The following is a 20,282-nucleotide window of genomic DNA, read 5'->3' as shown; positions in this document are numbered from 1 at the left end:
GAGCGCTTCGCCCTCCGGGTGTCAGGCCGCTCAACGAGACCGGCTCTGTCCTTCATGGCTAACCGGCTTTGCAGGTCGGCGGAAGCGCTGGGAAGCCGGAGCATAAAATGCCGCGATACGGCGCTCCGGCGACTGTTTGTGTCGATATGCGCTGACACGGAAACGGTGTACAGCAATCAATTCGGAGGCATGTCGCTTAAGCTTTCCCTATGGAAAACGATGACGACCTCATAATCGAGCGCGACCTCGACATAGTCACGCTGACCATGAATAGGCCACCAGCAAATGCCGTGAATAACGGACTAATCGATCGCTTGCTGAACACTATTCGTGCATTGTCTACTCAAGTGTCGCCGCCAGGCATTGTATTGACGGGTCAAGGTGATCGCTTCTTCAGTGCGGGCGGCGACATAAAGGAAGTGGCCGGCCTCGAAATATCTAGACCCCGCATGAGGGTCTTCCATGCGCTTCTTTGCGAGATGGAGAGATATCCAGGCCCGGTCGTATGTGCCGTGCGAGGGTATGCGGTCGGAGGGGCGCTCGAATTTCTTCTTCATGCCGACTACGTCGTCGCAAATCGCGAGTGCAAGATCGGGTTTCCGGAAATCAACCACGGCCTCTTGCCCGCAGCCAAAGGAATGCGGCAAGCAGTCCAGAAGCTGGGGCTTCGTGAAGCACAAGCATTGCTCTATTGGGGCGAGTTAGTCGACGCGCAGAAAGCGCTCGAAATTGGCGCGATCAACGAGATCACAACCACCGCGAAAGTGATGGGCCGTGCCGTGGAGGTATGCAAGCATCTTCGCGGAAAGGAGAAAAAGCTGTTTGCCGCGATCAAGCGCTCGTTGAACTTGACAGGACAAATGGATGACGCCTCGCTCGAGGTGATGACGATTGAAGATCTCAACGCTTATCTGACCGAGAATAGTTCAGCGGACGCGCGTGCCCGCTTTCTATCGAAGAATTCGAAGAAGGAATGAATGACCGCATTGGCATCTCCTGAAGAAATCCGCCTGGAGTTCATGAGCTTCGAGGAGGTATCGGCTGCCCTGGCGCAAGGAGGTTCGACGGTCCTAATCCCATGCGGCGCTGTCGAGCAGCATGGACCGCATCTTCCGCTTTGCATGGATGCCGATCACGCTGACGCGCTCGCGGCGAAAGTGGCGCGGCATCTTGGCAATGCCCTGATAGCCCCTACGATCAAGGTCGGCTGTTCAGCTCACCATCTTGTCTTTCCCGGCACCATCTCCCTTCGCCCGGAAACGTTTGAAGCAATCTGCCTGGACTACTGCACAAGTCTCGCGCTGCATGGTTTCAGGCGGATTCTGCTCTTCTCCGGACATATCGGAAACTTTCCCGTCCTGCGCGACATTCTTCCTCGGTTGAGGCGCGCGGTTCCGAAAGATGTTGAGATCGACGCATTCTGTGACTCTATCGCTTGGATCGACAGGTGGCGAAGCGCCGTTAAAGATGCCGGAGGTGACCCGAATGCAGTCGGTGGGCATGCCGATATAGCGGAGACATCTCTCATGATGTGTCTCCGCCCCGATAGCGTGCGGCTGGATCGGTTCGAAGTGGGACACCTAGGCGTGCTATCTGAAGAGCAGCTTCACTCCATGTGGAAGAATGGGATCAAGTCGATCACGGACAACGGCGTCATTGGCGATCCGCATGGTTCGACCGTCGAAATCGGCGAGCGATGCCTTGAGGCGATAACAGATCTTCTGGCCGCCTCGTTCGGTAAATAAGTTGACGCCGGTTGCACCTCATGTGTGCCGCCAACACAGGAAGCTGCCAGCGAAGGAAAACGACGTTGCGGCCCGCAACAAGTGTTGGTCAGGGACAGGAGCGTAGTCTGGCTGCTTACAGCACAAAATTTGGAAAGTTATGTAACGACGACCAGCATTCGAACGAAAATGTTGCTCCGCCTATGAAACGCTGTGCCGATCTCGAATCTCCCAGAGGATTTAAAAGATGGCACTTACGTTCGGGTTTTGGTCGGAGCAAGAAACCCAGGTCGGGCAGAGCTATGCTCGCCGACTTCATGAATTGGTGGACGAGGTGCGCCTCGCGGAAAAGGTCGGGTTCGACTGCGTCGCGCTTTCCGAGCAGCACGTAGCGCTCGGTGGCATCTCGAGCTCAGCGCCTGAAGTCGTGTATGGCTACCTCGCCGCCGTGACGTCGCGCGTGAAGCTGCGGTCCGCGGTTACCCTGATGCCGCACAGGATCAATCATGCTTTGCGGTCGGCAGAGCGATTGGCGGTCACCGATATCCTATCCCATGGCCGCATGGAGTTTTACGGCGGCCGTGCCAATACGACCATCGCAATGCGCGCGTTCAATGTCGATCCAAGTGAAACGCTTGCGCAGATGGAGGAAGGTCTCGCGCTTCTGAAGAAGTCGATGCGCGAGGATATCTTCACTTTCGAGGGAAAATATTACCAGATTCCACCGCGAATGCTCGTCCCGAAGCCGGTTCAGAAGCCGCATCCGGTCATCGGCATTGCCGCGACCAGCGAACGCAGTCACAGCTGGGCCGGCTCCGAAGGGCTGGCCGTGATGAGCAGCAACATCTACCAAGGATGGGAAATCCAGGAAAAGCTGATCAACGCGTATCGCAGTGCTTGGAGACGGGACGAGTTCGGCCCGCTTGAGCGTCCTCGCATCGGCATTCCGCTCTTCTTCGGCATCGGCCCCACGGACCAGAAGGCGAAGGACGACTACGCTGAGCCTCTGATGCACTATGCGAGGATCTCCACCGACGCGTATCCCCGCTTGGCGAAACTTGCTGATGACTATGCGTACATGAGCGAAAGCGTCCCAGCGATGGAACGTGCCGCAAAGGACTGGGACTATCTGCTTAACCACTCCGCGACGACGGTCTGCGGAAGCCCCGACACCGTCATTCGCCAGATCGAAAAGTTCCAGGCGCTGGGGATCGATGAGGTGCTTCTTCATCTCGATTCGGTGAACCACGAGAAGATCATGGAAGCGATCGAGATGGTCGGGCGCTATGTGATTCCCCATTTCAACGACAGAAACAACGTCGTGCGGCCCACGGAAGACATCCTCGGGCAAATTCGAGCTATGCGGCCTCAGAAGTAAATTCGCAAAGAAATAAAAGGGAAAGACCAATGCAACAGCATGGCTACAAGTATCTGATCATCGAGAAGCGCGCCAGCGGCGTTGCCGTCGTGACGATGAACCGGCCGGAAATTCTGAACGCGATCAATTGGGACATGCACGAAGAACTGGAGCAGGTCTTCGTGGATCTCGATAAGGACAAGTCGGTCCGTGCGATCGTGCTGACCGGTGCGGGGCGCGGCTTCTGTTCGGGCGGCGATCAGAAGTCGCTCGACAAGGGCAAACTTCCGTCGCCGACAAGGAGCGGACGTCACCTTATCCGCAACATGCTCGAAGTCGAGGTGCCGCTCATCGCGGCGGTCAACGGCGTTGCCGTCGGGCTTGGCGCAACGCTCGCCCTGTTTTGCGACGTCATCTTCGCAAACCCGACCGCGCGATTTGCTGATACGCACGTAACCGCCGGCGTCGTTGCAGGCGACGGTGGTGCGGTGATCTGGCCTCTCTTGATGGGGCCTGTGCGCGCGAAACACTATCTCATGACGGGCGATTTCATTTCCGCAGAGAAGGCAGCGTCGATGGGGATGATCAACGAAGTCATTTCGAACCGGGACGTCAAAGACGCTGCGATCGAATACGCCGAGATGCTTGCGGGGGGCCCGCAGGAATCGATCATTTGGACGAAATACAGCGTCAACAAGATCATCAAGCAGTATGCACACCTGCTTCTCGATACTTCGGCCGCGCTGGAGATGCTTACCTTCGCATCGCCAGAGCGTCGTGAGGCTGTAGCCGCATTTGCGGAGAAGCGGAAGCGCTTCGCGGAGCGATAAGATGAACGTCGAATCCCTTACGTCGGGAGCTCAACTCGTCGACGTGACCATTCCGCAGCTTCTGGGCGCGCGAAGAGCGGAACGCCCGGACACGGTCGCGTATCATCAGAAGCGTCACGGCGAGTGGATCGCCGTGACGTGGAAGCGGTATTCGGATCGGGTCGCGAGCCTGGCGGTCGCCCTGCAGAAAGCCGGGCTCGAGCGCGGCGACCGCATCGCCATCATGGGGGACGTGTCCCAGGAGTGGCTGCTTGCGGACATGGCGACGATCTGCGCCGGCGCAGTAATGGTCGGTGTCTACTTTACCTCATCGCCGGAAGAAGTCGGCTACTATCTGAGCGATTCCGGAGCGTCCTTTGCCTTCGTCGGCAGCGAGCTTCAGCTCGGTATCGTCCTTGGATCCGGCCAGGCTGAAAAGCTGAAAAAGATCATCATGCTGGATGGTGCATGGAACGGGACCGGCGGAGCGGCAAATGTCGTCTCCCTGAAGGAATTTTGTGGGACGGCTCCAGTCGACACCGACGCATTTTTGCGGGAGCAGGCGGCGAAGGCCAAGGCCAGTGACCTGGCGAGCATCGGGTATACCTCCGGCACGACAGGCTTCCCGAAAGGTGCGATGCTGACCCATCTCTCGTTGCTCGCCGGCGCGCACTGCGTGACGACGTTTACCACGCGCATGCGCACCGACACGCATCGCGTTGTCGTCCATCTGCCGATGTCGCATACCGTCGCGCGCGCGCAAGCCACGACAATGCCATTGATCGCAAAAATGGTTCCGTATTTTGGCGAGACGAGCGCGGATTTCGCTCAAACGATCAAGGAAGTCAGGCCGACCTACTTCATGGCGCCGCCGCGGTTCTTTCAGCGGTTTGCCACGCAGATCCTCAGCAAGGTTCATTCCGGATCTGCGAGGCAGAAGCAGGACTATCAATTCGCGATGAAGATCGCCCGCAAGGCGCTTGATGATCGTCAGGCTGGTGGTGAGCCAGACCCCTTCATATCCGGGCTCTTCGAGGTCTGCCGGAAACAGATATTCCGTCCATTGCTTGCCGAAGTCGGATTCGAAGAGCTCACGGTTGCCTTCACGTCCTCGGCGGCGATGCCTTCCGAACTGATGTCTCTGTGGCAATTGTGGGGACTTCAGCTCAAGGAGTGCTACGGCCAGACAGAACTGGTCGGAGCCAACCTGGTCCAGATGGCAGAATGGCCCGAGGCTGGCACTGTCGGAGTGCCTTTGCAGGATCCGGCGTGGGAGACAGCGGTTCTTGAAGACGGGGAAATGATCACCCGCGGACCGGGGCTCTTTGTTGGATACTGGAATAAGCCCGAGGAAACCAAGTCGGCTCTGCGGGACGGTTGGCTCTATACCGGAGATATCGTCGAAGTCGGGCCGACCGGGCTTTTCAAGCTGATTGATCGCAAGAAGGAAATCATCAATACCTCCAACGGAAAGTCAATTAGCCCGACCCAGATCGAAAACGAGATCCGGCATAGTCCGTTCATCTCCGAAGCGGCGGTGATTGGAGAAGGAAAGAAGTATCTCACCGCGTTGATCGAAGTCGACGCGACCGCGACGATGGATTGGGCGAAATCGCGCGATCTCAAGATCGCGCAGTATTCGGACCTGGCGAATTCCGAGGTGGTCGTCCGAATGATTGAAGGCGAGATTGCCAAAGCAAACAGCCGGCTGGCGAGAGCCGAGCAAATCAAGGCCTTTCGAATACTACCGGAGGAGCTGTCTCCGGAGAATGGCGTGATGACGCCGACACGAAAAAAGCGCCGAAAGCAACTGATGGAACGATACCGGTCGCTGATCGATACGCTTTACGACGACACCGAAGAGAACCTGATCAAGACCGAGATGGGAATGTGATCTGAACCATTGCCGCTTATGCGAATCATACGTGTCTGGCGCGCCTCGCAGCAGCTTTCGAGCTTCAACGCGCACGGTTATCCATAAAGTTTCCTACCGAACCGCCTCATATTCGTTGCAGTCAACAGAAGGGGACATCACATGAAGGATCGCATCGGAAACCGGATAACGCGCCGCACCGTACTCGGCAGCGGCGTTGGCATCGCTGCCGGGCTTGTATCGTGGCCGGTCAAGGCGGCGACCCCCGCCAAGGTGCGAGTCGGCGCGATCATGCCCAGCAGCGGTGTGTTGGCGTTCCCCGGACAGGCTTGCGTGCGCGGTATCAACGTTGGTGCGAAGTTCGCCAAAGAGAAGTTCGGAATCGACATCGAAATCATCCATGCGGATACGCAGAGCAGACCGGAGAACGGGCGAATCGCCGCCGAAGGCCTCATCAGGCAAGGTTGCACGGTACTCATTGGAGCCTGGGACTCAGGAGCAACCATCTCGGCGCTTCAGGCCGCGGAGGCCGCAGCCGTTCCGATGGTGGTGCATATCGCAAGCGCGACCCAGGTGACATCGCAAGGGTTCACCCAGGTCTTTCGCTACTACCCCACGTCGCTGACGATCGTCAGGAAGTCTCTCGCCGACTTGAAGTCGGTCCTGTCGACGCTGAAGGATCCGCCGACGAGCGTTGCCGTTCTACATCTCAACAACACGATGGGCCAATCGACCGCGGCAAGCATCGATCAGGCCTGGAAGGAAGAGAACGTTCCGGTGAAGATCGCTCAGTACGTTCCGTATGACGAGCGGGCCAAGGACCTCTCGGTTGAGGTCGCGAAGGCCAAGGCGTCGGGGGCCGATGCGCTTGTGTCGGTGACGCGCGTCAATGACGCCATCATGATCATTCGGGAATGCATCAAGCAGGGGTGGAATCCCAAGATGATCTTCTCGCCGAACTCCAACGGCGTGCAGGATAAGGCGTATTACGACGCGCTGGGCAAATATGGCGACGGCGGAATCGCGACAGGCTTGTGGTGCAACCCGAAGGCACCGGACACCGAAGCCATTCTCAAGCGGTTCGCCGCCGACTATCCAAACGACTGGTTCGATGGAAACGCGGGATGCGCGTTCGAAGCCGTGCAGATTGTCGGAGATGCGGTGACCCGCGCAGCTTCCCCGGAATCTGCAGCAATCCATGCTGCGCTCAAGACGACTGACATGACGCCGTTCCTGATGTCGAGCGGCAAGATCAAATTTGATGCTACGGGCCAGAATATGGGCAGCGACATAACCATGCTGCAGGCGCAGAATGGAAGGCCTCGTGTAGTCTCGCCGCGGGCCGTTGCGGAGGCGGAACTGCAGTATCCGCTGGTTCCGTTCAACGCGCGGTAAACGAGAGAAGCGATGCGGCCCCGACAATCGCGCCGGGGCCGCAGCTCTTCGATGGTCGAGCTCTCTGACTCTCCGATTATCGCGTTATACGAACGGCTCCCGGCTGGCGAAGCTGGACCGCTCAGCGAGGAAGCGACGGGGGCTCTTACCCATTGTCTTCTTGAACATGGTTATGAAGGCGCTAGGCGTTTCATAGCCCAGATCGAGTGACACGGCCTGGACGGAAGATCCGTCCGATAGTCGCTGCAACGCGACCAAGATGTGGAGCCGCTGTCTCCAGCGCCCGAACGTCAGCCCGGTTTCCTTGAATACCAGACGGGCGAATGTGCGCTCGCTCATCGCATATCGAGCAGCCAACTCCTCGACCGTACTCCGATCGGCAGGATCATTGAGAAGGGAGGCGGCCAGATGCTGAAGTCGACTATCGGAGGAGATAGGTAGGTACATATGTTCGGTGGACATCTGCACCAGTTCGTCGAGCAATACGCGCCCAAGTCGACTTGTCGGTCCCTCGATCGGATACAAGGGCGGAAATACGGACAATCGATGTATCAACTCGCGGACGAGCGACGATATCGTGAATGTGCAGCAGGTGGTTGGAAGCGTACTCGCCTGCGGATCGATGAAGACGACGTAGACTTTTCCGTTGTCTGACACGCAGTTGCTGTGCAGAACGCCGGCGGGTATCCATACGGCACCCTGCGGCGGAACGATCCATAATCCGCCCGGTACACGGCACATGACCGATCCATGAGAGGCGACCACCAACTGCCCCTTCTTGTGCGAATGAAGTGGCAGCTCGTCGTTGTCCTGACCTGTCTCGAGGCAGAAGGAGACGACTGGTCGGTCGAACTGGTCTGGATCGATCGGATCGTAATTGATCCGAAGGTCCGGCAAATTCATTCGGGCAAAGCCGTCATCCGTTTCAAAAGCGGGTGACTTGCGCATCGAATTCACTCGTTGAAACTGCAGTTCCAATCTGTCGGGCGGCGATAAGGCGAAGGATCCCCTCAAAGGATAGCTCGCTGAAACATGATCGTCACGGAAAAGTAGGGCGGCGGAGGAAAAATTTCGCGGCAGAACACTGAATGCGGCCCGTCCGGCGCGCGGCCGCGAGGCGATCGGTCCCTGGTGGTCGCGGTCGCCGCTTGGCATCCTGCCTGCGGATCGTTGAGAGAGCCTCGACCCGGTTGCGCGACGAAAGCGACTGCAATTCATGCGTGCGAATCCGGCCGCGGCAGAATGGCGCGTTTCACCCGTCTCCGTGCAGAAGAGTTCTTATCGGCTCTGCTCCTATGCGCGGTGCGGCAGAGAATGCCGGGTATAGACGATAGCGCGCCCCCTTTAGCTGCGCATTCTGTCAGATGGGTTGGATCTTGGGCAAAACATGCCGGACAACTCAATGCTACCAAGGAAGGAGTTCGCTGGAACCAACGAGAATGACCGTTCACAGCGATCCGCTGATCAAGGTGGCCGATGCGCAATCGTGGAATGACGAAGTGCTGACCTTCGACCAGGAGACGCATTGCATTGTCGGCGGCGTCATCGTTGGCCCGCACGCTGCGACATGATCGGAGAGATATAGCTGGGATGGGCGCCGATGCGATTGATATCGGCAAGACCATTTATCCGCATCCTGCGTTTGGAGAGACGATAGGCATGGCTGCGGAAATCTATGAAGGTGTTTGCATGGACGTGTTGCCGAGCGGGAAGAAAGCGCCGAAGCGCGTGAGCCATTAGAAATCGAAAAGCGAAAGGCGGCATGCGGCTGTCCCGCCGCCGGCTGGCATAAAGGACCCGGAATATGGCGGAAGATGCTCGGAGTGTCTTCAGCATACCTTTGAGCGCTTAAGAGGAGGAGTTTGCGGCAGCATGCCGAGACTTCGTTCTGGAGAGGGAGCCTAATCTAGCGTCGTCCATCGTCGTAGTGAACAACCAGCTCACGATAGCCAATGACGTACATGTTCGGGAGGCATTTATGGAAATCGGTCTCGCTAGATTGATCCGAGTTCTACATCTCGCAATCGATGGCAAAGCGGTTGCGGTTAAGAGAGTGCCAAAACTTTTCTTCGACCTGGCGCGCTTCAGAACAAAGATTATCCGCACGCTACGCAGAAACAATTGAGGATAGCCACTCAGAGAATATCTTCACTATGGCGACATTGATCGCACCTGACCTGCCCTGCACGCGTTGCGGAAGTCGCCCGCGCCGCTGGCTGCCAAATGTAAGAGGGAGGTGCATCACCTCGTGCGGAGCGGGGGCGCGGCCGGCTTAGCGAGGAGGACGTGGAGTTCTTGGCCTTAGACAACGTTGTGGAAGACGCGTTCGCCGCTCACTCGCGCCGTCGTGTTCTTCGCGTGGCAGTGTCGGAGTCGGTATGTGACTGAGATCTGTGCGATTAAGATGCCGGAAAAGTTATGCAGTGGCATCGTCTTCAGCACAAAATGCTGTGCGGAATGTCTGATAGTTCTGCTGCTGAGATCGTTCGTTGAGCTGTCTTCGATCGAAATCCGCATTCGGCGTTTCGCGAGAGATCACCATCTTTCGCTTCCTCCCTTTACTTGGCCCGGCTCCATCGCCGGGCCATCTTGTCTCACCGCAGTCGGCTGAAATGATTGGCCAACGATTCGGCTCATCGATGATCGTCAATGTGGACCACTGCCGGTTCAGCGGCGTATGATTTTCTTGAGAAGTTCGGTAAGCGTTCGAAATTCTTCCCGGGTCAAGGGAGCGAATGTCTCGCTTGAAATCTCACCAACAGTCTCGATCGCGGCATCCGCTACGCGCCTGCCCTTTTCAGTCAAATCGATTTCCCGCCGTCGTGGATCCAAGGGATCCTTGGAGCTCTTGATCAGGCCGCGTGATTTGAGACGATTGATAACGCCGGTGATTGTGGCTGAGTCGTAGTGAATCAGCCGTCCTAGGTGGTTTTGAGAACAAGGTCCGACCTCTCTCAATTTCGCCAGCGTTGAGAATTGGGGTGCAGTTAGTTCTTCAATCATCTTCGCGGCAAAGATGGACGTGTGAGTACGGAGCGCGACGCGCAATAAGAAGCCCGGTGCGTCATCCAGCCTGTAGGACTGTACAGCTTGCTTCAGCTTCTCCGCCGAGCGCGCCTTTGTTTTCGATTGCACGACTTTCGTCCCCTCGCGGTACGTTGCCTGAGCTCATTTTTAGAAAAGTGTGACTGTTCAGCTCCGAAAGTCTTCGGCGCTGGTCGATTGTCTACATTCGTTGAACTCAGGAATCCATCTTTGTTCGACCTCAGTCCTGCTTTATCGCGCTCTGCCGCGTCGAGGCGCTTCGGGCGATGGCGGGCCCCTTTTTCCGGCGCATCGGCTTCCGGGCGCTGAAATCTAGGACATCGAAGGATTGAAACCGCGCGGCGGTGAACATTGGGTGCAAGCGACTTGTCGCGCCCTGTCTCCGTTCTGGGGCCGATGCACACGGTCTCATTAGTTGTGTACAAGCGTAGCACTTGCATACGAGTGATAAATGGCTTAGCGTCCGCGGATTGCCTTCGAGAGGCGCCAAGCAGGCCCTGCAATCTTCGGCGGAGGCAGCCAGATACCATCGGATTTGCGGATGTCGGCAACTGACAACATGAGTTCCGTTCGACCCGACCTGATTGAGAAGGTCACGGGGCGCGCCGAGTACGTGACCGACCTGACGGTTCCGGGAATGCTGCATGGGTTTGTGGTTCGCTCGCCGGCCATTCATGCCCGCATCGTTTCGATCGACACGAACGCTGCACGATCGATGCACGGCGTCGTGGACGTGCTCATCGGCGAAGATGTCGCTTCGTTCGGTTGCTGGGGCGTTGTGCTCAAAGACCGGCCGATCATCGCGACCGACCGTGTGCGATATGTGGGCGAACCCGTCGCCGTAGTGATCGCGGAGACGATCGAGATCGCGGAAAATGCCGCAGAACTGGTCGATGTCGAATACGAGGAGCTTCCGCGCGCAACGACCATCCAGGAAGCCATTGCGGAAGATGCGCCGCTCATCCATGAGCGCCACGAAAACCTCGAAGACTTTTACTTCAAGGGCGGGGCCCGGCCGACCCAGAACAGCAATATATTCCACACTTACCGGAATAACGTCGGAGACGTTGACGCCGCGGAGGCGGCCGCGGCCTACATCCACGAAGACCGTTTCACCTTCCCGGCGATTTCTCACTTCGCAATGGAGCCGCATGCGGTCATTGCGGATTTCCAGCGGGACTCCCTGACGGTCTGGGCAGGTGCACAAACGCCGACCGCTGTTCAGAAAGTGCTGTCGCGGCTCTACGGACTGCCGTTGGCCAAGGTCCGGGTGATCGTTCCGTTTGTCGGCGGAGGCTTTGGCGGCAAGGCCTCGGTGAAGATCGAGCCGTTGGTTGCGGCCGCTTCGTGGAAGGTGCAGCGCCCGGTTCGGGTTGCCCAATCCATGGCCGAATCGATGCTCACCTGCCGAAGGCTGGGTGCCGACATCACGATCCGAACGGCGGTGGACGCCAAGGGGCGGATCCTCGCGAAGAGCGCCAAGCTGCTGCTCGATGGCGGGGCATATTCTGACACGGGCTCGGCCGTCGCCACGAAATCGGCAAATCGCATCATCGGCCCTTACGTGGTGCCCAATCTGCGCCTCGAGGCGTGTGCGGTCTACACGAACACCGTTCCAGGTGCGGCTTTCCGCTCGATCGGGGGGCCGCAAGCTGTTTGGGCCAAAGAATCGCACATGGATAATGTCGCGGCGGCAATCGGCATGGATCCGGCCGAGTTTCGGTTGCTGAACCTCGCGTCCCGCGGTGAGCGCATCCGACCCGATTTGCGGCCGCTCGACATGGATATGAGCGATCTGATGGGCCGGGTGACCCAGTCGTTCGCATCGGAGGTGAAGGCGTCCAACCGGCAGGCGCGCGGACTGGCAGTCGCCGCAACCGATCCCGCCAATACGCCGATCAGTAACGCGATCGTACGTCTCAAGATCGACGGGTCGATCCTCGTTTCGGTCTCCAGCATCGAAGTCGGGCAGGGGGCGCACGCGACCATGGGACGGATCGCGGCGCAGACCTTGAAGCAGCCGATCTCGGCGGTAACCGTCTTGCGCACCGATACCTCCGTGGCCCCTTACGATTGGGGCACAGGCGCAAGCCGATCGACCGTTGTCGTCGGCCTTTCCGTCGAAAATGCCGCACTCGACGCGGCTGATCAGATCCTCGAAATGGTTGCTGACGTCTGGGAGCTTCCCCGGGAGAACCTGTCGCTTGTTGAGGGCGGTGTCTCGACCGGATCAGAGGTTCTCACTTTCCATCAAATTTTTCACCGCACGTTGGGTGTCGATTCGGGAGAGGTCATCGGCCGCGGTGCGATTACGCCGCGCTCGAACAAGGGCGCTCTGGTCGAGTCCCCTCTGTTCTGGGAGACTTCCGCGGGCCTCGCTGAAATCGTTGTCGATGAAGACACCGGCGAGATCCATGTCCCCCGATATGCCAGCGCCGCTGACGTCGGCCGCGTGATCAATCGCGTCGCGGCGGAAGGGCAGGACGAGGGGGCTGCCATCATGGGCCTCGGACACGCGCTTTATGAAGTGCTGGAGTTCGAGGATGGCCAGCCGATCAATGCGACGCCGATCGATTATTCGATACCGCGCATCTCCGACGTTCCTGCCGTGTTTGACACCATCCTTGTCGAAAACGGCGACGGTCCTGGTCCAGGCGGCGCCAAGGGAATGGGCGAGGGGGCGATCCTTCCGGTCGCGCCAGCGATCGCCAACGCGCTGTTCTCCACCTACGGCATTCGGATCACCGACCTACCAATGACGCCCGAAAAGGTATGGCGCGCCCTGCAGAAGAGGAGCTGAATTCATGGAATTCAATATGTCGATGGTGGTGCCAGCGACACCGGCGGAGCTTTGGAGCACGCTGCTCGACGTCCCTCGCATATCGGGTTGCATCCCCGGCTGCGAAAACGTCGAGGAAATCGAGCGGCTTGCAACTTACAAAGCGACCGTCAAACAGAAGATCGGCCCCTTCAAGCTCGAGGTCCCGGCCGACATCATCGTTGAATCGATAACGGAGCCGTCTCACGTCCGCACGCGCGCCACGGGTCGCGACAAGATCACCGGGACGAGGCTGGCGGTTGTTCTCGACGTGACCGTGACGCCGGAAGGGGCGGGGTCCACATTCGCAGTGGACGCGAAGGTCGACGTGCAAGGTCGCCTCGCGACTATGGGGTTCGGCGTCATCAAGCGTCGCGTCGATCAGAACTTCGAGGAGTTCGAGAAGCGGCTCAAAGAAATGTTGGGCGCGGCCTGATCATGCTGCCTTCACCCTTCGCATTCGAGAGGCCTTCGACGATCGCCGACGCCGTGCGTGCGGTCGGAGAGTCCGGCGACGGCATGTTCTACTCCGGCGGAACCGAACTGCTGCTGGCGATGAAGATGCGCGTCATCCATACGGACCGGCTTATCGACATCAAGGGAATCCTTGGACTTGATCGCATTGTTCTCAGCGATGCGAATGACATCGAAATCGGTGCGCGCTGTACGCACAACAAGATCGCCAGTGATCCTGTTATTCGCGAGCATGTGCCGGCGCTGTCCTCGCTCTGTGCCAACGTCGCGAACGTCAGGGTCCGCAGCGTCGGAACGATCGGAGGCAATCTGTGCTTCGGTGAGCCCCACGCCGATCCGCCGACGATGCTCGCGGCTCTGGACGCACGGCTGGTGCTTAATGGCCCCGGCGGCACGCGTGTCGTTCACGCTGACGATTTCATCCGGAGTGAGCTGGAAACGGTGCGGGAGCCGGATGAGCTACTGACGGTCATTGTGTTTCCGCGCCCGACCGGACCTGTGACCTATCGGCGCTTCAAGCATGGTGAGAGGCCCTCGGTAAATGTCGCGATGGCTTGGTCGCTGGGCGCCGGCGGAAGGACGATCAGAAGCGCCCGCGTGCGGGTCGGAGCGCTCGGTTCTCGACCTCAGCCTTTGAAGGCCATCGAAGATGTCCTCCAGGGCATATCCGTCGCCGAAGTCCGCCCGGCTATCGAGGCGGTGCTCCCGACGGCGCTGGGTGAGCTGGAAGTCAACGAGGATCGGCATGGCGGCGCCGACTATAAGCGCCACCTTGCGGGTGTCTTGCTTCTGCGAAACGCGGAAGAGGCGATCGCCGCAGCCGGGAGCGTGTGAAATGACAGATGTGTTGCGAATCTCATTCTCGTTGAACGGTCAGGCGATCGCGATCGACGTTCCAACCCATACGCTATTGATCGACCTTATCCGGGATCGCCTTGGCCTGAAGGGAACCAAGCGTTCCTGTGACATGGAGGTGTGCGGCGCGTGCACCGTTCTGCTCGACGGTGAGCCGATTTCGAGTTGCACCACACTCGCCGTCGATGTCGATCAGCGCGAGGTCACGACCATCGAGGGCGTGACGCCGCCCAATGGCCTGTCACGGATTCAGAAGGCGTTCGTGCTTCACGGCGGCCTTCAGTGCGGCTTCTGCACGCCAGGCTTCATCATGGCGGTCACGGCGTTGCTAAAGGCGACGCCGCACCCGACCGACGAACAAATCCGTCACTACCTGCACGGCAACCTCTGCCGTTGCACCGGCTACACCAAGATTTTCGAGGCCGTAAGGAGCCTTGCCGCCGAGCAAGTCTCCGAAGATGCCGCCTAACCCGTTGCGAGACAGCGCAATTATCGTTTGGAGATGTCATGAGCATTGAACAGGTCAATAAATCAAGCGTCCTCATTGCCGGCGCCGGCATTGGCGGCTTGGCGATGGCGCTATCGCTGCTTCGTCGCGGCATCGATTGTGATGTATTTGAGCAAGCGTCCGAGTTGCGCGAGGTGGGAGCGGGTCTTTGGATCTCCATGAACGGCGTGCGCGTTCTTCGGGATCTCGGCCTCACCGAACAGGTCGAGCAGAACTGCATCGCGGCCGAGCGACGCTCGATCCGGCTCTGGAACACCGGTGATAGGTGGCCCCTCTACAACCGCAGCTCCGACGCGGCGCGCAACCAGCCCTATTTGCTGCTGCGTGCTCACCTGCTGAAGATCCTCGTTGACGGCGTGCGCCAGTTGAAGCCGGGCGCCATTCATCTGAACGCCAACGTTGTCGGGTTCAGTCAAAACGATGAAGGGGTTCGGGCCAAGCTCGCTGACGGCTCCGAAGTCGAAGGGCGCGCCCTGATCGGCGCTGACGGTGCTCATTCGAAGGTCCGTCTTGGCCTGATCGGCAACATCGAGAGCCAGTACACGAAGGCCATCGCCTGGCGTGGTCTCGTGCCGGTCGACCGCCTTGCGCCGCATCAGCGCGAACCCGAGGTGGCAACCTGGATCGGGCCCACCGCTCACGTCACCGCCTATCCGGTGCGCTGGCAGAACACGGTCATGATGACCTTTTCGGGCCAGGTCGACCATAACGACTGGCTGCTCGAATCCTGGTCGGAGAAGGGCTCGGTCGAGGACTGCCTGAAGGACTTCGAGGGCTGGCATCCGGATATCGTCGAGCTGGTCAGGAACGTGGATACCCTGAACAAGTGGGGCCTGTTCGTGCGGCCGTCGCTGGGTACGTGGTCGAAGGGACGCATCACCCTGCTCGGCGACGCCTGCCATTCGATGCTGCCGTACCTCGGGCAGGGTGTGAACATGGCCCTGGAGGATGCATCCGTCCTCGCCCGCTGCTTCGAGGAGAATCCCGATGACATCGCGGTGGCATTCAAGACGTATCAGGGCCTGCGGCTCGATCGCACCACCATGGTCACGAAGTCCGCGGCCGGCATGCTGCCGATCTTCCACAATCAGGCGCTGTGCAAGCCGGAAACGGCAGGTGACTACATCAAGACCCAGTGGGCGCCGGAAGCGACGGCTGCGCGGTACGATTGGATCTACCGGTACGACGCGACCACCGTGCCGCTTCACTGACATGCCCGCGAGTGTGACCGCTGGAGCGCAGCCGTGACTGGCACCAAGCAACCCTGGGACGATGTGATACCGCTGGACGAGCGCGAGACCTATGCCCTCGCCGGGCTGGGTGGCGCGGCGGGATTCGGCAAACGACCGGCATTGCTGGTCATCGACGTGCAGTATCGCTCGGTCGGCAACCGGCCGATGCCGATCCGCGAAGCGATCAAGCAATACCCGACTAGCTGCGGCGAAGCCGGTTGGCACGCCATCGCACACATCGCCGAATTGGCGCGGCTGTTTCGCGAGAAGAAGTGGCCGGTGATTTTCCCGCATGTCGCACGGAAGGTGGGCCAGGACCAGGGCGCGTTCTCCTCGAAGATTCCGGGTATCATGCGGATCCCGCCTGAGGGCTATGACTTTGTCCGCGAGGCGGCGCCGGAGCCCGACGAGTTGCTCCTGCCGAAGACTCAGGCAAGCGCGTTCTTCGGCACTCCGCTTGCGACGTATCTGATCGGTGCCGGCGTCGACTCGCTGGTGGTGACCGGCTGCACGACCAGCGGCTGCGTGCGGGCCTCGGTCGTGGATGCGTGCGCGCTGAACTTCAAATCAATTGTGCCGAGCGACGCCGTCTACGACCGCTCGCCCACGTCCCACGCCGTCAACCTGTTCGATATCGCCAGCAAATACGCGGACGTCATGCCGACGCAGGCCGCTATCGAGCGGCTTCACGCGCTGTCGGATGACCACACAGAGGATCAGAGAACGTGAGCGGCGCCGCAGCATCCGGATTGCTTTACGGCGCGCATGTGCGTGCCAACGGCATTCGGCAGCATTATCTGCGGTTCGGCGGGTCCGGGCCGGCGGTCATCATTGTCCCCGGCATCTCGACGACTGCGGCGCAATGGGCCTTCATCGCAGAGCGTCTGTGCTCCGGACACGACGTTTTCGTGCTCGATGTCCGCGGTCGCGGCCTTTCCGAAAGCGGCCCGCATCTCGACTATTCGCTCGACGCGTGCGCATCCGACCTCATCGGATTCGCTGAAGAGCTCGGAATGGGCCCTTACGCGCTGCTGGGCCACTCGATGGGTGGACGCATCGGGATCCGCGCCGCACGTTGCCGGCCGTCGTCCATGGAGCAACTGATACTGGTCGACCCGCCGGTCTCCGGTCCTGGACGTCGCGCCTATCCGATTCCGGTCGAACCGCTTCTCAAATTGCTTGAAAGCGCGAAGCGCGGAGAAGCCGACGCGGCGCTGCGAAGCCCCTCTGCTCCGCGGTGGCCCGAGCAGCACATCCGCACCCGGGCCGAGTGGATGCATACCTGCGACGAGCGTGCGCTCATCGAGAGCCACAAGGGCTTTCATCACGATGACATTCATCGCGACCTCGCCCATCTCAGCGTTCCGACCGCGTTGATCGTCGCGGGGCGGGGAGGGGTCATTCTGCCCGAAGATGAAGAAGAAATTCGCGGATTGCTGCCGTCAATCGCGATCAGGACGCTGCGAAGCGCCGGTCACCAAATGCAGATCGACGACACCGAGGGCTTCCTTTCGATCGTTGAAGAGCTTCTAGCGCGACCGCGCGATCGGTTCGACGGCCGCTTGTCTAGGTTCGGCAAACAGGAGATCAGTGAAGATGTCCCGACAAATCGTTGATGTTGAAATGCTCGAGCTCTTCAAGGCCGAGCTGGCACTCTGCAAGGTGAAGAAGGGCGAAGTCGTTGCGGTCTTGAGCGGCGGCGAGGATCAGCAGGAATACGCCCAGGCCTTCATGCTGGCCGCGCAGAGCCTGGGCGCAACGACCTTTCATCTCAACGTGCCCAAGTACGGCCAGGGCAAGGTCGCGGGCTTGCAGGGCCGGCATGCGCTCACGGGCAACCAGCCGGCGATCGATACGCTGAAGCGCGTGGATATGGTGATCGATCTCCTCGGGTTGCTGTTCTCTCGTGAGCAGCTCGAAATTCAGGAAGCGGGCACGCGCATCTTGCGCGTGATGGAGCCATTCCACATCCTCAAGAAGATGTTCCCGACTGAAGATCTGCGCCGGCGAACGGAGCTCTCTCGAACCCTCCTGCAGTCGGCCCGCAAAATGCGGATCACGTCGCCGGGCGGAACGGACGTAACTTATGGACTGAAGCAATACCCCGTCATTTCGGAATACGGATACACGGATGAGCCTGGGCGCTGGGATCACTTCCCGTCAGGCTTTGCCTTCACTCAGGCGACCGACGGCGAGGTCAACGGCACGGTGGTTCTGATGCCCGGTGACATCCTCTGCGCGTTCAAGCGTTACATCCAGTCGCCGGTCACGCTGACCATCAAGGACGGCTATATCGTCGACCTCAAGGGCGAAGGCACCGACGCGCTGCTCATCAAGAATTATATCGACAGCTTCGGCGATCCGCGCGGCTGGGCGATCTCGCATATCGGCTGGGGGTCGAACGAGCGTGCCGCCTGGCACCACATCGCGGCTTCCCAGGAGCTGTCGTCGGAGCACATCATGAATGCGCTCTCCTTCTACGGAAACGTCCTGTTCTCGACGGGGCCGAACACGGAGCTCGGCGGTACGAATGACACGCCGTGTCATTTGGACATCCCGCTTCGCGGCTGCAGCCTGTGGCTCGACGATATCTACATCCTCGACAAGGGCGAGTTTGCTTATCCGGAGCTGAGGGCGCCGGGCCGCTAGACCCTGCACATCAAGCACGCAACCCGGAGTCGCGAATGCGACTTCGAATGATACCGGAGCCGCGTTCGCGACTCCCAACGATGCCGAAGTCGCATTTCGACTCTCAAAGACGCGGCAAGCGTCTCGGGCACGTCTATCGACTTCAATCCTCCAACAGGAAACGCGTCACATGTCGGCAACCATCTCGAGTTCGGAAGACTACACGCCGGGGCAACGGTATTCGATTATGATCTCAGCGATGCTGGGCTACATACTCGATTTCTACGATGTTCTGATATTTCCGTTCCTCTTGCCTGCGATTCAGCGATCGATGTCGTTATCGTTGACCGAGGTCGGCTCGCTGCAAGCTCTCACATTGTTCGGATCGGCCATCGGCGGAGCGCTATTCGGCGTCATCGGTGATCGACTTGGCCGAAAGACCTCGCTTCAACTCACAATCGCATTGTTTTCGGTTGCCGCGATCGTTTCGGCGTTCGCATGGAATTACTGGTCCCTTGCCGTGCTACGGTTCATCACCGGCATTGGTCTTGGCGGCGAATACGGCGTCGGCATGGTGCTCTTCAACGAGGCCTGGAAGAAGAACAGCCGCGGTTTTGGTGCGGCTGCCCTTCAAGGCTGTGCTGTGATCGCGTCATCCACAGCTTCAATCGTTGGCATCTGGCTGATTGCGACGTTTAGCGACGAGTGGAGCTGGCGCATCGGCCTGCTGAGTGGCGGCGTACCCATCCTGCTGATTATCTTCATTCGCTTCTTCATGCCTGAATCCAAGATCTGGCTGGAGTATGAGGCGCAACGCAAGGCCGGCCGGGCTACTGCAGAAGCTCGTACACTTCCTCTTGCGGATCTATTCCGCAACGGGCTGGCACGGCAGACCGTCATCGCCTTCGTATGGCTGATGAGCTACATGCTCTGCTACTATAGCGTCGTCTCCTTTATTCCGACGCTGCTGCTGCGGGATATGCATACGCCGGGTGATGTTGTTCGCACGACGGCAGTTCTGCTCTCCGTGGTCAGCGGCATTTGCTATCTCGCGAACGGCTTTTTCAACGACAGGGCTGGCCGCCGCTTCGGAGCGCTTGTGCCCGCGCTGTTTTGGGTCGGGTCTCTGGTCGGTATGGCCGTCTGGGGCAGCCAGCTCTACGCCGGATCGAAGACTGAATGGCCGATGTTCTGGCTCTACATCGGCTTCGGCATGGGCAATGTGGCGCTGGGCGTGACCGGTGTCTGGATATCCGAGCTCTATCCGGTCAACCTGCGTGCGACGGCGGTGTCGACGTTCTATATGGGCGGTCGCGGGCTCGGCAGCATAGCGCCTGTGATTGTGCCTCTTGCGGCCGCTCACTTCGGTGGAAGCTTGCTCAACGGAATGGTTGCGGTGGCCCTTCCTGCTGCGACTGTGTTCATTATCGCCTCTCTTCTGCTTCCAGAGACCCTCGGTCGCGATTTGTCCGCGAAGGGCTTTAAGGTCGACATGGAAACGGAACCCACAATGAAGGCCGCTTCGGTGTCGGGTGTTTGACCCTGGTGGAGGGACGCTTGACCG

The 20,282-nt window shown here is 59.4% G+C and carries 19 protein-coding genes; 17 read left to right on the top strand and 2 right to left on the bottom strand.

From position 1 onward, the window contains the following. Window positions 1-209 precede the first annotated feature (209 nt). The 6 genes from AC5ZGW_RS01405 to AC5ZGW_RS01380 all read left to right on the top strand — a co-directional run bounded on the left by AC5ZGW_RS01405 (window position 210) and on the right by AC5ZGW_RS01380 (window position 7,158). The gene (locus AC5ZGW_RS01405) at window positions 210-977 is read left to right on the top strand and encodes an enoyl-CoA hydratase/isomerase family protein (protein ID WP_130223031.1); all 768 of its coding nucleotides are present in this window, start codon (window positions 210-212) and stop codon (window positions 975-977) included. After that, on the top strand, window positions 978-1,745 hold the full coding sequence (locus AC5ZGW_RS01400; protein ID WP_130223029.1) for a creatininase family protein: 768 nt from the start codon (window positions 978-980) through the stop codon (window positions 1,743-1,745). 226 nt (window positions 1,746-1,971) lie between these two features. Continuing rightward, complete coding sequence (locus AC5ZGW_RS01395; RefSeq protein WP_130223027.1) at window positions 1,972-3,102, top strand: LLM class flavin-dependent oxidoreductase; 1,131 nt, start codon at window positions 1,972-1,974, stop codon at window positions 3,100-3,102. 29 nt (window positions 3,103-3,131) lie between these two features. Beyond that, the gene (locus tag AC5ZGW_RS01390; protein ID WP_028161642.1) at window positions 3,132-3,911 is read left to right on the top strand and encodes an enoyl-CoA hydratase/isomerase family protein; all 780 of its coding nucleotides are present in this window, start codon (window positions 3,132-3,134) and stop codon (window positions 3,909-3,911) included. Between the two features lies 1 nt (window position 3,912). After that, window positions 3,913-5,784: an AMP-dependent synthetase/ligase gene (locus tag AC5ZGW_RS01385; protein WP_130223025.1), complete on the top strand. Its 1,872-nt coding sequence runs from the start codon at window positions 3,913-3,915 to the stop codon at window positions 5,782-5,784. A 141-nt stretch (window positions 5,785-5,925) separates the two neighbouring features. Further along, window positions 5,926-7,158: an ABC transporter substrate-binding protein gene (locus AC5ZGW_RS01380; RefSeq protein WP_130223024.1), complete on the top strand. Its 1,233-nt coding sequence runs from the start codon at window positions 5,926-5,928 to the stop codon at window positions 7,156-7,158. A gap of 84 nt (window positions 7,159-7,242) precedes the next feature. On the opposite strand, the gene AC5ZGW_RS01375 is transcribed toward AC5ZGW_RS01380, so the two are convergent. Further along, window positions 7,243-8,313 carry an AraC family transcriptional regulator gene (locus AC5ZGW_RS01375; protein ID WP_245287145.1) on the bottom strand — a complete coding sequence of 357 codons (1,071 nt, stop codon included), beginning with the start codon at window positions 8,311-8,313 and terminating at the stop codon, window positions 7,243-7,245. A 284-nt stretch (window positions 8,314-8,597) separates the two neighbouring features. Between AC5ZGW_RS01375 and AC5ZGW_RS01370 the strand changes: the two genes are divergently transcribed. Continuing rightward, window positions 8,598-8,729 carry a hypothetical protein gene (locus AC5ZGW_RS01370; protein WP_283813235.1) on the top strand — a complete coding sequence of 44 codons (132 nt, stop codon included), beginning with the start codon at window positions 8,598-8,600 and terminating at the stop codon, window positions 8,727-8,729. Between the two features lie 19 nt (window positions 8,730-8,748). Beyond that, on the top strand, window positions 8,749-8,898 hold the full coding sequence (locus tag AC5ZGW_RS01365; RefSeq protein ID WP_245474508.1) for a hypothetical protein: 150 nt from the start codon (window positions 8,749-8,751) through the stop codon (window positions 8,896-8,898). Between the two features lie 927 nt (window positions 8,899-9,825). Here the strand turns inward: AC5ZGW_RS01365 and AC5ZGW_RS01360 are convergent. Next, window positions 9,826-10,293 (bottom strand): MarR family winged helix-turn-helix transcriptional regulator, encoded by a 468-nt coding sequence (locus tag AC5ZGW_RS01360; RefSeq protein WP_130223022.1) that lies wholly within the window; start codon window positions 10,291-10,293, stop codon window positions 9,826-9,828. A 451-nt stretch (window positions 10,294-10,744) separates the two neighbouring features. Between AC5ZGW_RS01360 and AC5ZGW_RS01355 the strand changes: the two genes are divergently transcribed. The 9 genes from AC5ZGW_RS01355 (at window position 10,745) to AC5ZGW_RS01315 (ending at window position 20,258) form a co-directional block, all read left to right on the top strand. Then, on the top strand, window positions 10,745-13,003 hold the full coding sequence (locus AC5ZGW_RS01355; RefSeq protein ID WP_130223020.1) for a xanthine dehydrogenase family protein molybdopterin-binding subunit: 2,259 nt from the start codon (window positions 10,745-10,747) through the stop codon (window positions 13,001-13,003). A gap of 4 nt (window positions 13,004-13,007) precedes the next feature. After that, window positions 13,008-13,457 (top strand): SRPBCC family protein, encoded by a 450-nt coding sequence (locus AC5ZGW_RS01350; RefSeq protein WP_028161649.1) that lies wholly within the window; start codon window positions 13,008-13,010, stop codon window positions 13,455-13,457. A gap of 2 nt (window positions 13,458-13,459) precedes the next feature. Continuing rightward, complete coding sequence (locus tag AC5ZGW_RS01345) at window positions 13,460-14,329, top strand: FAD binding domain-containing protein (protein WP_130223018.1); 870 nt, start codon at window positions 13,460-13,462, stop codon at window positions 14,327-14,329. 1 nt (window position 14,330) lies between these two features. Continuing rightward, window positions 14,331-14,819, top strand: coding sequence for a (2Fe-2S)-binding protein (locus AC5ZGW_RS01340; protein ID WP_130223016.1), 489 nt, complete (start codon window positions 14,331-14,333; stop codon window positions 14,817-14,819). A gap of 38 nt (window positions 14,820-14,857) precedes the next feature. Further along, window positions 14,858-16,069 (top strand): FAD-dependent monooxygenase, encoded by a 1,212-nt coding sequence (locus tag AC5ZGW_RS01335; RefSeq protein ID WP_130223014.1) that lies wholly within the window; start codon window positions 14,858-14,860, stop codon window positions 16,067-16,069. A gap of 33 nt (window positions 16,070-16,102) precedes the next feature. Beyond that, complete coding sequence (locus AC5ZGW_RS01330) at window positions 16,103-16,819, top strand: isochorismatase family protein (RefSeq protein ID WP_130223012.1); 717 nt, start codon at window positions 16,103-16,105, stop codon at window positions 16,817-16,819. Next, on the top strand, window positions 16,816-17,706 hold the full coding sequence (locus AC5ZGW_RS01325; RefSeq protein WP_130223010.1) for an alpha/beta fold hydrolase: 891 nt from the start codon (window positions 16,816-16,818) through the stop codon (window positions 17,704-17,706). The genes AC5ZGW_RS01330 and AC5ZGW_RS01325 overlap by 4 nt, the downstream gene beginning before the upstream one ends. After that, on the top strand, window positions 17,687-18,739 hold the full coding sequence (locus tag AC5ZGW_RS01320; protein WP_130223008.1) for a 2,5-dihydroxypyridine 5,6-dioxygenase NicX family protein: 1,053 nt from the start codon (window positions 17,687-17,689) through the stop codon (window positions 18,737-18,739). Before AC5ZGW_RS01325 ends, AC5ZGW_RS01320 begins: the two co-directional genes overlap by 20 nt. A gap of 169 nt (window positions 18,740-18,908) precedes the next feature. Continuing rightward, window positions 18,909-20,258: an MFS transporter gene (locus AC5ZGW_RS01315; protein ID WP_130223006.1), complete on the top strand. Its 1,350-nt coding sequence runs from the start codon at window positions 18,909-18,911 to the stop codon at window positions 20,256-20,258. The last annotated feature ends 24 nt before the right edge of the window (window positions 20,259-20,282 follow it).

It is taken from the genome of Bradyrhizobium sp. Crot121, assembly GCF_059512385.1.
This window is presented reverse-complemented; position numbering and strand designations above follow the sequence as displayed.

Bases quoted from the DNA above. Each gene is read 5' to 3' on its own strand.
- AC5ZGW_RS01350 (WP_028161649.1), top strand. From the start codon at position 13,008: ATGGAATTCAATATGTCGATGGTGGTGCCAGCGACACCGGCGGAGCTT.
- AC5ZGW_RS01335 (WP_130223014.1), top strand. From the start codon at position 14,858: ATGAGCATTGAACAGGTCAATAAATCAAGCGTCCTCATTGCCGGCGCC.
- AC5ZGW_RS01385 (WP_130223025.1), top strand. From the start codon at position 3,913: ATGAACGTCGAATCCCTTACGTCGGGAGCTCAACTCGTCGACGTGACC.
- AC5ZGW_RS01375 (WP_245287145.1), bottom strand. From the start codon at position 8,313: ATGCCAAGCGGCGACCGCGACCACCAGGGACCGATCGCCTCGCGGCCG.
- AC5ZGW_RS01400 (WP_130223029.1), top strand. From the start codon at position 978: ATGACCGCATTGGCATCTCCTGAAGAAATCCGCCTGGAGTTCATGAGC.
- AC5ZGW_RS01390 (WP_028161642.1), top strand. From the start codon at position 3,132: ATGCAACAGCATGGCTACAAGTATCTGATCATCGAGAAGCGCGCCAGC.
- AC5ZGW_RS01340 (WP_130223016.1), top strand. From the start codon at position 14,331: ATGACAGATGTGTTGCGAATCTCATTCTCGTTGAACGGTCAGGCGATC.
- AC5ZGW_RS01405 (WP_130223031.1), top strand. From the start codon at position 210: ATGGAAAACGATGACGACCTCATAATCGAGCGCGACCTCGACATAGTC.
- AC5ZGW_RS01345 (WP_130223018.1), top strand. From the start codon at position 13,460: ATGCTGCCTTCACCCTTCGCATTCGAGAGGCCTTCGACGATCGCCGAC.
- AC5ZGW_RS01365 (WP_245474508.1), top strand. From the start codon at position 8,749: ATGGGCGCCGATGCGATTGATATCGGCAAGACCATTTATCCGCATCCT.
- AC5ZGW_RS01395 (WP_130223027.1), top strand. From the start codon at position 1,972: ATGGCACTTACGTTCGGGTTTTGGTCGGAGCAAGAAACCCAGGTCGGG.
- AC5ZGW_RS01315 (WP_130223006.1), top strand. From the start codon at position 18,909: ATGTCGGCAACCATCTCGAGTTCGGAAGACTACACGCCGGGGCAACGG.
- AC5ZGW_RS01355 (WP_130223020.1), top strand. From the start codon at position 10,745: ATGTCGGCAACTGACAACATGAGTTCCGTTCGACCCGACCTGATTGAG.
- AC5ZGW_RS01320 (WP_130223008.1), top strand. From the start codon at position 17,687: ATGTCCCGACAAATCGTTGATGTTGAAATGCTCGAGCTCTTCAAGGCC.
- AC5ZGW_RS01380 (WP_130223024.1), top strand. From the start codon at position 5,926: ATGAAGGATCGCATCGGAAACCGGATAACGCGCCGCACCGTACTCGGC.
- AC5ZGW_RS01370 (WP_283813235.1), top strand. From the start codon at position 8,598: ATGACCGTTCACAGCGATCCGCTGATCAAGGTGGCCGATGCGCAATCG.